The organism is Staphylococcus sp. HMSC062A01 (assembly GCF_001836805.1).
Classification (GTDB): Bacteria; Bacillota; Bacilli; order Staphylococcales; family Staphylococcaceae; genus Staphylococcus; species Staphylococcus haemolyticus.
On the sequence record NZ_KV830643.1, the window covers coordinates 78,510 to 91,188 of the forward strand.

Genomic DNA, 12,679 nt, shown 5'->3' on the forward strand with positions numbered 1-12,679 from the left:
AATTATTGATTATCTTTGTAAACGATCATTTAAAATGCTTTATGTCAAGTAGATAAGTAAGTAATTAAAAGATACTATTAAATTTAACTAATTTCTCATCTTTAAATTTCATTTTCATATTCTTCTCTCAATAAACTATCTGAGAATTCCCCAGGTAATCCTAAAAATTGTCGATTTTGTTTAGTTAAATCGTTAGTCACAATAATTCACTTTCTCCCTTTGCTTATTTGTGATTTCTTTAAAGTTGTTCGTTGACAAGACGTTCTATAGGAAGACCTTTTTTTAAAACGTTCAATATAACGATTAAAGCTTACTATTTCTTTTTTCATTTGGTTCAATTTTGATAGAATCAGTATCTTTAAAAGCAATTTCATTAAGATAACTAGATAAATTTACATAGTTTTCTGCTACAAGATATCTAGCTAAAACAGCAATCCCCCCATGCTCCACCCTCACTAGCAGTTTGCATAACACTAACGGGACTTTGCATTGCTGCTGCCAAAAATGTTTGAGCAACTTTTTTGGTTTTGAATATACCTCCGTGTCCATATATTGAATTAATTTCAATATCTTCATTCTTTTTAATAAATCAATACCAATTTTTAATGTACTAAATGCACTATATATGTGAGTCTTCATTATATTAGCTAAATTGAATGAACTATCTATCGATCATACTAACATAGGATAACCTGTTGAACCTCTGTAATAAATTCTCCGGAAATTATCACTTTTAAACTTAAATATTGTAATATTATAATTTATACCCCAAAACTGACTCCATCTTTACAATAGTTTTTATTGTGCTATCCTACACTTGGAATATTCTTAATCTAACATAAAAATTTTAACCACTTTCACTTTATTATATATAGTTTTACTAAACAATAAGCTTAAAAATAGAAAGAGATAACTCTATTCTCTATTATATTCGGAATGAATCTATAAGTGGATATCATACGTTTATTGATTACTTAAAAAATTATTATAAAATCATCTTGTAAATAAATTTGAATGTATATTTACAATAGAATTAATCATCATATTCTTCCCGGAGTAAACTATACACATAACTATCTGAAAATTCTCCTTGTAAACGTTCATCACTTCTCAATATACCCTCTTGTGTAAAACCAAGTCTTGTTGGTATAGCTCGGCTTTTCTTATTTTTAGTAGACATTCGTATTTCGATTCGGTTAATATCATATTCTTCATATACATATTGAATAAGTGCTTTAGTGCATCTAGTCATAATACCTTTCTTTTGAAAGTCTTCAGCTAAATAATAACCAATCGAAGTTGTTTTATTAACTAAGTCTAAATAGTGCAATCCTATGACCCCAATCAGTTCTTTATTGCTCCATATTCCACAATGAAATCCATTACCATCGATAAATTGTTGCAACGCTGAATGGATAAAGTGTTTACTATCTTTCACCTTCTTTGTATGTTCGACAAAAGGTAGAAATTCTGCTAAGTAGTTACGATTGCTATCTACTAATTTAAATAACTGTTCTGCTTCTCGTTCTTCTAATATCTTTAATTTAATATCTTTATCTACTTGGTAACCAAAAATCATAACTATCCCGCCTATGTATTTAATTATTAATAAATCTCAAAGAAAAACCGCTACTAAAGTGGATATGGAAATCCATCACCACGAGTGAACTGTTCTAGTGCCGACTGAATAAACTTCTTACTGTGTGTAACTTCCGTTGTATATTCTACAAATGGCAAGAACTCGCCTAAATAATCCCGATTCGCATCAACTAATTTGTAAAGTTGATCCGCTTCACGTTCTTCTAATATCTTCAACGTCACATGTTCATTCACTTGATAACCAAACATCATAACTATCGCCTCCAGTTTAAATTTTCAAATTATTCGGTAAATTAAATATATAGTAACATAAATTGATTTAATTAATATTAAAGCTTATAAATTATTATGCTTCAAAAATCCTTAAAAATTAAGGCTGAGCAATTAAATTCAATCGCTCAACCTCATTATGGTAATAACTATTCATTTATTAATAACCAGAACCGACTTCTTCACCATCTTCATCGTATTCAGTTACATAACCATCGTCAGTGTCAACGGTATATGATCCGGCTAAATCTCCGTCTTTGTCAGTAAATGAGAAGCCCCATTTACCATCATCTGTTTTTTCTGGTTCTTTGTATGTGTAAGTATCCGTATCTAACGTATGACCTTCGTATGATTCTACTTTATCAATGACGTTATCACGTGTCACTTCGCCTGAACTTGAATCAGAATCATCGCTATCACTATCAAACTCAGCATCCATTTTGTCATCGATATACTTATCAATCTCATCATCATCAAACGTAACTGTGACATCTGTTACGTCATCATCGTCTTCCCCAGAACTAGTCACATTAACAGAATCTGATTTGAACGTTTTACCTTCATAAGTACCTTGTGCATAAACGGTTACTTCTTCATCAGGGTTATATGGTCCAAATGTTTCAGAAGATGATTCACTTCCGATTTCTTTATCATTCGCGTATATTTTCACATTGTTTAACATATAGCCGCCATCAACGCTGACTGTGAAACGTTTTTGTTTAAATGATTCATAAGCAGTAGCATCATCACTCATGTTAATCATTAACGCACCTTTGAATTTCTTACCATCGATGTCTTTTGTTGCTTTTAAATTGTAATCACCGATTGGGAACGTACCTAACGTTTTTTCGTCATCTTCCGTAACCGTTGTCGTACGCTTTTTACCATTATATTCGTAAGTAATATCTCCACTACTACTTGGATAAATGCTCACTGATTTTTGTGGAACATTGAATGAATAATTATCAAAAAATAGGAATTTCTTGCCATCCTTTGAAATATTTAACACACTATTTCCATTAGCATCTACAGATAAATTATTATAACGATTATCTTTAATTTCTTTCGCGCTTTGTTCTACGTTACTACCGACATTATTTAAGTCATCTTCTGTTTTGATGTAATTTAAATATGCGCGTGCTTCTTGTTTGCTTAATTTTTGGTCATTTTGAGTTGTAACTTCTTTGGCTAATGCCTTTTCGTCATCTTTCTTGATTGCTTGTGCAATATTAGATGCTTGTTTTTCCGGAGAAAATTGATTTTTTAATACTGAAAATGCAAGAATCAAAGCAATTAGCAATATAGCTATAACTGCAATAATAATCCAAGTCTTTTTATTATCGCCTTTACGTGGTTGTTGATCATGTCTGTCGGTATAACCGTTTTGATTATGGTTATTATACCCTTGATATTGATGCTGCTCATGCTTATCTTGTCGACTTTGGTTGTGATGATCTTGCTGTGTGTTAGAGTGATTTGTTTTAGATTGCTGAACGGGTTTCCCACAATTTGTACATACCTTCACACCTTCGCGAAGAGGTTGACCGCAATTACTACAATATTTCATTAGTAAATCGAACTCCCATCAAATAGATTATTGAACTCACTGATTAAGTTTCCAAAGATTTGGTTAAATAAAGATTCACCGAAAATAGTCACAAATAAGAAGAACACAATAATGTAAATAATCACACCGTAAAAACTTGAAAAGCGAGTATGATGATTTGCACTATATTTGGCAATCATGTAAACACCTGAAACAACGATTAATAAAATGGATAGTATAAATAATGCGCCACCAAAGCTAAAAGAATTAGCGAACATTAAAATAAGTGCAATCAATAGTACTGCGACTGAAACACTATTAATAAGTACAAAATCTGACAATACTTTTTTAAATGTAATTGGCTGTCTAACTACTAATCGCGTAATACCATATGTTGCTCCCACTATCACTGCTAGGAATAAAATGATACCTAAAACAACAGAAAAGATAATTTGGCTTTTCGGTGTTTCAAACATTCCAACTGATGAAGGAATTACAATAGCAAGTAACAGTGCTACGACTAATAAACCGACAATGATTAAAGAAAATAACAATTTAAAACTAAATGCTTGTTGGCTTTTTAGTACTTGATCAGGTGAAGCGAAAGCACTTTTAAAGAAACCTTTACTTTCTTCTGTCACTTCTTTTGCATGGTCACTAAATTGGCTTGTTTGTTGTGGTTGTTGATGGTTTGAATATGACTGATTGTATTGTGGTTGATTGTGATATGTATGTGATGCATTGTTGTGAGGTTGTTGGTGCTGATTTGATTGAGGTTGATGCATTTGATGTTGTTGTGTCGATGTAGTATAGTCAGGTACATGCTGATGATCTCGCACTTTACCTTCTTCATTAGGATGTTTATCCTGTTTCGATTCGTTTGTTCTTGATAAATGATTACTTTGATTTGATGTCGTTTCGTTACCTTCACCTAATGATCTAGTTGAATCGTGTCGTCTACCATTAGCTTCAGCATTAGAGATATCTTTTTCAGCAGAATTAATAGTATGAGACTGTCTATCTATTTTATGGCCACACTCTCCACAAAATAAATCGTTAGGTTCGATAGCATTTCCACAATTTGGACATTGCATAGGAATCCCTCCAATTTTATTATTTTTTAAATCTTCAAAAAGTATATCATTTATTTTGTGTTGCTTTCTATATTATTTTAAACTTTTTATCAAAATAATTATATATTTTAAAAAGCATTATTTAGATGTGCGTATTTAATATAATAATCTAAATATTGACTTGACTAAACTGAAATAAAAAAACGATGAAGTCTAAGACTCCACCGCCAATAAAATTTTAATTATTTAATTGTTTTTTCTAAAATATGCCTGGGTTAAAACCAGCTTCCCATTTATTAAATGGCCAATATCTTAAAACAACTTTACCTACAAGTTGGTCTTTATCTACTAAACCAACTTCACCAAAACGGCTATCTACACTATTTTGTCTATTATCACCTAAAACTAAATACTTATCTTTAGGGATTTTATTTTTGCCATTTGCACCGTTCACTTGGCTTGTTTTAAATGTACCTGTCAAATACTTACCTTGTTTATGCTTCTTATTATAATCTAAATAAGGCTCTGATACCTTTTTGTCATTAACATATAATTGATCACCTTTATACTCAACTTTATCACCTGGCGTACCAATCACACGCTTAATAAAATCACGTTGTGCATCTTCATGGAAGACAACGACATCACCATTATCAATGTGGTTCAATGTTTTCGAAATCTTACTAACTATCACTTTATTTCTATCTTGGAAAGTTGGATACATCGATGAACCTGATACTGTGTATGATGTTCCAATAAACTTTAATACAATACCTACAATTAAGAGTGCGCCACCAATGGCTACAATCCATTCAATTATCTCTTTTTTCAATTAAACCCCGCCTATCATCTTTTATAAACACAACTTACTTTATCACAAATATATTGCAAAGTCGTTTCACTCATCTTTAAAAAGCGTAACGTTAATCAATTTACTTCGTTTTGAAAATTAAGCTCATCAAGAAAATCATCCTCAATGTGCTTATTGATAGCTTCATCGTAACAAACCTATCACAAGATTACTATTCAAGTTATCACATTTAAGAATGCCTTCTTACTTACAATTTCAAAAAATAATCTAATCTTTCATATTCGTAAGAAATGGCATCGACTTTGTAAGGTTAGATAAAGGCAGTACTGACGCAACCCTTCTACAATTATAAGTGTAATAGAAACAAGGAGTGATGATATTGAAAACCTTAAGAAATATATTCATTGCAGTTGCCGTCATTGCAATTATTGTTATCGGAGGATTGTTTGGATTAAATGCTTATTCCAATCAACACCCTAACAATCGCTCAATCAACGACTGGAACAAGCTCAATCCTTTAGCCCAAACATATGAATATTACATTAAGACTCAGAAACCATCTAAAGTGGAAGTCGTTGATAAAGAAAAAGACTTCTATATCTATCATTACAATCAAACTGGTTACACGAAAGATGGTAAATCTAAAAAAATTGAATACACAGCATCAAAAAAATTAAAACAAAATCATTACTTAGTTGTACGCGAAAAATCTCACACAATTCTGTCATACGAAGAAGTTAAAAAATCAGAAATTCCAACTAAAGCAAAAGAAAAATTATAAATCAAACAAGGAGTGCAATCGACATGCCAATTTTAAACGTCAATCATTTATCAAAAGTATATGGAAATAAGCAAAAGTATAAAGCCCTAAACGACATCAACTTTTCAGTGGATAAAGGGGAATTCGTCGCCATAATGGGACCTTCAGGTTCAGGTAAGACTACCCTCCTCAATGTCATTAGTTCCATCGATAGTATTTCTGGAGGAACTGTAGAAGTAAGTGGCAATGAAGTTAATCAACTCAAAGATAAGCAATTAGCACAATTTCGTAAGAAAGAACTTGGATTTATCTTCCAAGATTACAGCGTCTTACCTACCTTAACCGTTAAAGAAAATATTATGTTGCCACTATCCGTTCAAAAAGTAAGTAAAGATGAGATGGAACAAAATTATAAAGAAGTCACTGAAGCACTCGGTATTTATGAGTTAAGCGATAAATATCCAAGCGAAATATCAGGTGGTCAGCAACAACGTACCGCTGCCGCACGTGCATTCGTTCATAAACCGTCTATCATCTTTGCCGATGAGCCGACAGGAGCACTTGATTCGAAAAGCGCACAAGACTTACTTAACCGTCTAGAAGATATGAACGAGCGATTCAATAGCACGATAATCATGGTAACTCATGACCCATCTGCAGCGAGTTTTGCACAGCGTGTCATTATGTTAAAAGATGGCAATATTCATTCAGAAATCCATCAAGAAGATAAATCTAAACGTGAATTTTATGATGAAATCATTCAATTACAGTCAGCCTTAGGTGGTGTCGCAAATGACGTTTAATCAAATTACACTCAAAAACTTAAAAAGTAATTTTAAAAATTATGCACTGTATCTTTTTTCACTCATTTTTAGTATTATTTTATACTTTAGCTTTGTCACTTTGCAGTACACACAGAGTATTAATAATGGTGATTCTCCAAAAGTAATCCAAGAAGGTGCTAAAGTAGGCGCAGTTTTCCTATTTATTACAATTATTATTTTCTTAATGTACGCGAACCAATTATTTATTAAACGTAGAACACGAGAATTTGCGCTATTTCAACTTATCGGACTAACACGACAAAACATTTTAAGAATGCTAGCTATTGAACAGTTCACATTCTTTGTTATTACTGGCATCTTAGGTATTGTAATTGGTATTGTAGGCTCTGAAATTCTACTCAATATTTTAGTGAAGATGATGCATTTGAAAGTAGGTGTCTCAATCGGATTTGAATTTCCTGCATTGATTCAAACAATTGTGATGCTTGTACTAGCATTTATCTTGATTATGCTCCAGAACTTTCTTTTCCTAAAAAGAAGAACCATCCTGTCACTGATGAAAGATAATACTAAATCAGAAGCTACTAAAGCTAAAATTACCGTTCCTGAACTTATTGCCGGTATTCTAGGCATTATCATGATCATCTTTGGATATTATATTTCCACTGAGATGTTTGGTAAGTTCGAAGCTTTAACAATGGTCTTGATCACACCTTTCTTAATTCTGTTTCTAACCGTTGTGGGGGCTTATCTATTCTTTAGAAGTTCAGTATCTATCATATTTAAATCACTGAAAAAATCTAAACATGGACGCATTTCAATTACAGATGTCGTATTTACTTCATCAATTATGCATCGCATGAAGAAAAATGCGATGTCACTAACAATTATTGCTATTATTTCAGCAGTGACAGTAACTATTCTATGTTTTGGTGCAATTAGCAAAGCAAATACAGATTATATGATTCAAGTATCCTCACCTCAAGATGTTAACTTTGCTAAAGCGCAATCAGCTCAAAAGTATGAAAAACTATTAAAACAAAATCATATTCAATATGACACGAAAACTTTTGAAGGTAGTAATACGAAATTATTTAAAAATGATGCCTTAAAAAGTAAAACAAACGAAGGTATGCAAAATGCTGGTATCGTTGTTATGCCAGATAAAAATATTAATGGTAACCATGCTACTATTACTAACCTACAAGGACCACTTTCTGGCATTGTAAGTGTTCATACGAGTGAAGATATGACACTTCAAGGTCAACAAAAAATGACATTAAACGTGAATAAAAAGGATGACAATGAGGTAATTCCGTCGACCGTTTCTATAGGAGGTCCTGTCTTAAAAGTAAGTCCAGATAATTTCAATAAATTGAAAATGAAGGACCAACTAATGCATCATTACGGTTTTAATATCACAGATCATAAAGACCTCTCTAAAGCGGAAAAACTAGCTCAGAAAGTAAGTGCAAATGTTGAATTAAAAAATGACACGAAGAAAATGCTAGATGAAAGTAACGGTATTCTAATGTTTGTCACATCATTCTTAGGATTAGCGTTTCTCATCGCAGCGGGATGTATTATCTATATTAAACAAATGGATGAAACCGAAGATGAAATTAACAATTATCGCATATTAAGACGTATCGGCTTCACACACACGGATATGACGAAAGGTCTAGCATTAAAGATTCTATTCAACTTCGGTTTACCTTTAATCATCGCATTATTACACGCACTATTTGCTGCAATGGTATTTATGAAACTATTGGGAGAATACTCTCCAACACCGATTATCATTGTGATGATTGTTTATTCACTTGTTTACCTTATCTTTGCAACAATCTCATTTATCCATGCAAATCGAATTGTAAAACACTCTATTTAATAATTGAAAAGAAAGGACGTTGTTTAAATGAATATTAAAGAATTAATTCGCAAATCTTACGAGGATTTATTAAGTTTGAAAGTCAATTGGTTTAACGGTCTTATGTTAGTACTTATCGTCTTCATCTTGAGTGGCATTGCGACACCATTTATTGGAGTACCAGTAGGCTTACTTGGTGGTGGTTATATTCTAAAACGTTATGAAGAAAAGACTAATAACTAATATTGAAAATCAAAGCATTTAGAACAAATATATTAAAGGGCTACATTGCAAATAGACAGTAGTTAACTGAGCTGAGAAAGTGCCTTAAATCAAGCGATTCTCAGCTCTATTCATACATACGGGGTTTGGGGCCACAACATAGAGAATTTCACAAAGAAATTCTACAAGCTAAGCAGATTAGGGTAGGATAGAATTCAAAGGAATTCTATCCTACCCCTTTTTTCATTTTATTTTAATAATTATGATTATTATATATTAATACCGTTTTTTTATTTTATATATTTTATAATTAAATTGACAGAAATATTTTATTCATCTAAGAAAGGACATCAAGTTATGCAACAAAAAAACAAAGTATCGCTTCTCTATTCGAAAGTTTTCAATAGGAATAGTCTCCATATTATTAGATGCCTTTTTATTTATGGACTTTCAAGATGTAGCTCATGCAAGTGAATTACATAATAGTACGTCAACAACAGACACGGCTTCCAATCAACAATCTTTTGAAAAGAAAGTCAATAATTCAACACATGAAGACGTACAAAATGCAACTTCACCATCTCAATCTATTCCCCTGAAAAATTTAGAAAATACAACAAAACTCAACCCAAATTTCGATGCTGAACCATTAACGATTACAGCGACTGTTATAGTAACTGAAGGAAATGGCATCTTAAATGCCAATGTAAGTTATGCATATGATTCAGATGATGATAATAATCAGGCATTCACTAACTATTACGTAACACCCAAGCAATTAGACTTTGATGTTCATTTTACAAAATCTTTAGTTGGTCGTCCGTTGAATAATGGAGAGTTTCAATTCACTATGAAAAATGCTGACAGCGAAGTTATCGCTACTGGTACAAATAATGCGACAGGTCAAATTAATTTCAACTTTATTGAAGGTAAACGTCCAACTTATACAAATGCCGATGCCGGTAAGACCTTCACGTATACTGTTGAAGAAGTTCCTAGTAATTTACCGAATATAAATAGTGATGCTATGAAAGCAATTGTAACTGTGAATGTCACTAAAGATTTACATGTGCTTACAGCAACATCCATTGTGCCAGCAGATACTGAATTTAACAACACTGTTGAACCACCAGTACCACCAACGCCAAACAAACCACCACATAATCCGCCTAAAACACCGGGTCAACCTCCAGTTAACCCACCAGGCAACCCACCTGAAAAACCAGGTGTGCCACCAACACCTAAACAACCAAATCAACCGAAACACCTACCAAATACTGGTAGCGACGACGCTAATATGAATAAATCATTATTAGCAACAATGTTTGCAGGTTTAGGTAGCGTATTATTAATTGGTAGAAGAAGATTACGCAATAAATAATCACTTATAATTACTAAAGGCCTATGAAGCATTGCGTTTCATAGGCCTTTAAATTGTTATGGTAAAAATTTAAATGATAGATAAATACTCAACCAGCATATGATTACAAATGCGCCTACTACAAAGATAAATGATAAGATACTCGTAATGAAATTGCGTGTTTTAGTAGTCTGAACTTCATTAGGATCTTGACCATTCATAAAAGCTACGATTCGATCGTAATTATCCATGCCGTGTTTATATTTAATTTTATCTATCCTTGTAGAACTATAAAAACCTATAGAAAAAATGACATAGGTTATCGCAACACCCCACCAACTTAAATAAAATAAAAGCGGTCCTATTAAAACACATGCTAATAACGTCCAAATTAGCATCATCCACGTCCAAAAATCCATGTCTTTTTTAATTTCTTCATGTTCCATACGTTTCACGTCTCCTTTGACAAGATCATCTAATGAAACATTAAATAAGTTACACATCATTAATAAATTATGGATATCTGGATAGCTTCTTTCATTCTCCCAATTAGAAATCGTTTGTCTCGAAACATATAATTTCTCAGCTAGGTACTCTTGAGAATAATTTTCTTTTTCTCTATATTTCCGAATTTGTTGACCGATTTCCATCACCCATAACTCCTTAACCATTTAGATTAATCTTGCCTAGATTATAAGCAAGATAGACATTAATAGTTGTATCTCACTTCAACTCCATAGAAACGTTTCTTCATATAAAAAACTACCAAATTTCTTTGTCATTCGCATCTTTTTCATTGTCAAAGTCCTTTTACATGTTGATTTATCAGTATTTATAAGACTTCTCGACGTCTAAAAAAGGAACTGCGCTATTTATTTAAACGCAGTTCCTTTTGTTAATTAAGATATTATTGATTAAAAGATTTTAAGATAACGTCTAGCATTTTTTCAATATATGCTTCATCAAGTGTTTCCGGTTTAATTAAAATATTGAAATAAATTGGTGAGAAAATCATATCTATAAATAAATCTTGATCCTCTTCTTTTATGTGATGTGCTATGATTGATTTCAATAATTTTCGATTACTTTTAAAATAACCCTTCATAAACAATTCACGTGCTTCAACTTGTTGATTACTAATTAATATTTCAATAACCGCACGCCCTAAATTCGTTTTATAAATTTCCATTATTTTAATTAAGAATTGATACAACCCCGTGTGTAGATCTTTATTTTCATTTTCAAAAATCTGTGTTCTACTCACGAACATATCTACAATAATTGAAGATTTATCTTTCCAACGTCGATATATTGTAGCTTTAGACACACCTGTGTTTTCAGAAATTTGATCGATGGTGATGTCTCTAAAATGTGTTGTAGCCAACATTCGATCTAATTCATTAAAAATTTTATGATTGATTGTCGGATCTTTCGGTCTTCCAGCCATGTTTTCCCCTTCTTAAATGCGTAATAAATTCAACCGCTTCAAAAATAATTACTGCACTTACAAACCATGCAATAAATCCAATAACAATACTAAGTAGCCATTGATTTGTAAAATATAGCATCGCCCATGTTGCTAGTATACTAATAAGTACGCCCGTCATGCCAAAAACTGCACCTCTACTTACGTGCTTAGCAATAACATCGCCATGTTGCATTCCTGTGATAAACAATGAAACCAAGAATACTGCAGGTAATGTAGCAAACACACCCCCGAGTTCTTTCCAAGGTAAAATAACAGAGATAATATAACTCAGCGTAACTGCAAGTCCCCCAACCAAGAATTTAATTAATGCTAATTTCATTACAAAAGCCTCCAATGATTAATTCATATGTCTAACAACAAATATACTTAGAGAAATTACAAGCCAACATATTAATGCAAATCCTGTTCCTCTTTTATAATCTCTTTTACTAATATAAAGAGACGTTAAAAAGACTGTTATGATGCACGATATAATTCCAATAATGGCACCAGAACTAAGATGAATTGACATTTGAACTAATTGATTGCCACGATGATCTATCGCAAGGGCTATAATTGCAGCTAAGTAGACTGCCGGCATAGTAGCGATAATGCCACCCATTTTACCACCGACCTTCTCAGCCATTATAGATGCAATCGCCACTGCAAGACCTCCAATAACAAAATGAAGAATAGCACTAGAAATGGATATTCCGAACACAATAAACCCTTCTTCTTTAATTATTAAACGATACGTTTCGTTTAATAATATTGTAAATCTATTTATTAGCTATGTAAACAGCACTTTATAATAAAAATGAATGCTATATGAACATAAAAAACACTAAAATGATTCAACTTTTAATCATCTTAGTGCTATTATTAAGTGGTATAACTTTAAAACCTATTTTTCAA

The 12,679-nt window shown here is 32.2% G+C and carries 14 protein-coding genes and 1 pseudogene; 5 read left to right on the top strand and 10 right to left on the bottom strand.

From position 1 onward, the window contains the following. Positions 1–418: 418 nt before the first annotated feature. From HMPREF2715_RS12470 to lepB, 6 genes and pseudogenes are all read right to left on the bottom strand, one after another. Entirely contained in the window at positions 419–586 is a 168-nt protein-coding gene (locus HMPREF2715_RS12470) for an FGGY-family carbohydrate kinase (RefSeq protein WP_370863063.1), read from the bottom strand. Between the two features lie 447 nt (positions 587–1,033). Continuing rightward, complete coding sequence (locus HMPREF2715_RS10380; protein WP_141757456.1) at positions 1,034–1,576, bottom strand: GNAT family N-acetyltransferase; 543 nt, start codon at positions 1,574–1,576, stop codon at positions 1,034–1,036. 80 nt (positions 1,577–1,656) lie between these two features. Further along, positions 1,657–1,848: pseudogene (locus HMPREF2715_RS10385) on the bottom strand (RimJ/RimL family protein N-acetyltransferase); the annotation flags it as partial. A gap of 181 nt (positions 1,849–2,029) precedes the next feature. Beyond that, positions 2,030–3,436: a zinc ribbon domain-containing protein gene (locus tag HMPREF2715_RS10390; RefSeq protein ID WP_070840046.1), complete on the bottom strand. Its 1,407-nt coding sequence runs from the start codon at positions 3,434–3,436 to the stop codon at positions 2,030–2,032. Then, positions 3,436–4,509 carry a zinc-ribbon domain-containing protein gene (locus HMPREF2715_RS10395; protein WP_070840049.1) on the bottom strand — a complete coding sequence of 358 codons (1,074 nt, stop codon included), beginning with the start codon at positions 4,507–4,509 and terminating at the stop codon, positions 3,436–3,438. The genes HMPREF2715_RS10390 and HMPREF2715_RS10395 overlap by 1 nt, the downstream gene beginning before the upstream one ends. 238 nt (positions 4,510–4,747) lie before the next feature. Beyond that, entirely contained in the window at positions 4,748–5,320 is a 573-nt protein-coding gene (gene lepB, locus HMPREF2715_RS10400; protein WP_070840052.1) for a signal peptidase I, read from the bottom strand. A gap of 352 nt (positions 5,321–5,672) precedes the next feature. Here lepB and HMPREF2715_RS10405 point away from each other — a divergent pair, with 352 nt between their 5' ends. The 5 genes from HMPREF2715_RS10405 to HMPREF2715_RS10425 all read left to right on the top strand — a co-directional run bounded on the left by HMPREF2715_RS10405 (position 5,673) and on the right by HMPREF2715_RS10425 (position 10,317). After that, a complete protein-coding gene (locus HMPREF2715_RS10405) occupies positions 5,673–6,080 on the top strand; it encodes a YxeA family protein (RefSeq protein ID WP_070840055.1) in 408 nt (135 codons plus the stop codon). Between the two features lie 23 nt (positions 6,081–6,103). Next, a complete protein-coding gene (locus HMPREF2715_RS10410) occupies positions 6,104–6,862 on the top strand; it encodes an ABC transporter ATP-binding protein (RefSeq protein ID WP_037551836.1) in 759 nt (252 codons plus the stop codon). After that, complete coding sequence (locus tag HMPREF2715_RS10415) at positions 6,852–8,735, top strand: FtsX-like permease family protein (protein WP_070840058.1); 1,884 nt, start codon at positions 6,852–6,854, stop codon at positions 8,733–8,735. The genes HMPREF2715_RS10410 and HMPREF2715_RS10415 overlap by 11 nt, the downstream gene beginning before the upstream one ends. A 27-nt stretch (positions 8,736–8,762) precedes the next feature. Beyond that, positions 8,763–8,957, top strand: coding sequence for a VraH family peptide resistance protein (locus HMPREF2715_RS10420; protein WP_053023567.1), 195 nt, complete (start codon positions 8,763–8,765; stop codon positions 8,955–8,957). A gap of 328 nt (positions 8,958–9,285) precedes the next feature. Further along, on the top strand, positions 9,286–10,317 hold the full coding sequence (locus tag HMPREF2715_RS10425) for a Spy0128 family protein (RefSeq protein ID WP_256327036.1): 1,032 nt from the start codon (positions 9,286–9,288) through the stop codon (positions 10,315–10,317). A gap of 56 nt (positions 10,318–10,373) precedes the next feature. On the opposite strand, the gene HMPREF2715_RS10430 is transcribed toward HMPREF2715_RS10425, so the two are convergent. The 4 genes from HMPREF2715_RS10430 to HMPREF2715_RS10445 all read right to left on the bottom strand — a co-directional run bounded on the left by HMPREF2715_RS10430 (position 10,374) and on the right by HMPREF2715_RS10445 (position 12,485). Next, positions 10,374–10,946: a helix-turn-helix domain-containing protein gene (locus tag HMPREF2715_RS10430; RefSeq protein WP_037551841.1), complete on the bottom strand. Its 573-nt coding sequence runs from the start codon at positions 10,944–10,946 to the stop codon at positions 10,374–10,376. Positions 10,947–11,203: 257 nt separating this feature from the next. Beyond that, positions 11,204–11,743, bottom strand: a complete 540-nt coding sequence (locus HMPREF2715_RS10435; RefSeq protein WP_037551843.1) for a TetR/AcrR family transcriptional regulator — start codon at positions 11,741–11,743, stop codon at positions 11,204–11,206. Further along, on the bottom strand, positions 11,706–12,104 hold the full coding sequence (locus HMPREF2715_RS10440) for a DUF3147 family protein (protein WP_037551846.1): 399 nt from the start codon (positions 12,102–12,104) through the stop codon (positions 11,706–11,708). The genes HMPREF2715_RS10435 and HMPREF2715_RS10440 overlap by 38 nt, the downstream gene beginning before the upstream one ends. 18 nt (positions 12,105–12,122) lie before the next feature. Further along, positions 12,123–12,485, bottom strand: coding sequence for a DUF3147 family protein (locus tag HMPREF2715_RS10445; RefSeq protein WP_053024873.1), 363 nt, complete (start codon positions 12,483–12,485; stop codon positions 12,123–12,125). Positions 12,486–12,679 lie beyond the last annotated feature (194 nt).

Excerpts from the sequence above, each read along its gene's own strand:
- HMPREF2715_RS10390 (WP_070840046.1), bottom strand. The coding sequence starts at position 3,436 with ATGAAATATTGTAGTAATTGCGGTCAACCTCTTCGCGAAGGTGTGAAG.
- HMPREF2715_RS10395 (WP_070840049.1), bottom strand. The coding sequence starts at position 4,509 with ATGCAATGTCCAAATTGTGGAAATGCTATCGAACCTAACGATTTATTT.
- HMPREF2715_RS10405 (WP_070840055.1), top strand. The coding sequence starts at position 5,673 with ATGATATTGAAAACCTTAAGAAATATATTCATTGCAGTTGCCGTCATT.
- HMPREF2715_RS10410 (WP_037551836.1), top strand. The coding sequence starts at position 6,104 with ATGCCAATTTTAAACGTCAATCATTTATCAAAAGTATATGGAAATAAG.
- HMPREF2715_RS10415 (WP_070840058.1), top strand. The coding sequence starts at position 6,852 with ATGACGTTTAATCAAATTACACTCAAAAACTTAAAAAGTAATTTTAAA.
- HMPREF2715_RS10420 (WP_053023567.1), top strand. The coding sequence starts at position 8,763 with ATGAATATTAAAGAATTAATTCGCAAATCTTACGAGGATTTATTAAGT.
- HMPREF2715_RS10430 (WP_037551841.1), bottom strand. The coding sequence starts at position 10,946 with ATGGAAATCGGTCAACAAATTCGGAAATATAGAGAAAAAGAAAATTAT.
- HMPREF2715_RS10435 (WP_037551843.1), bottom strand. The coding sequence starts at position 11,743 with ATGGCTGGAAGACCGAAAGATCCGACAATCAATCATAAAATTTTTAAT.
- HMPREF2715_RS10440 (WP_037551846.1), bottom strand. The coding sequence starts at position 12,104 with ATGAAATTAGCATTAATTAAATTCTTGGTTGGGGGACTTGCAGTTACG.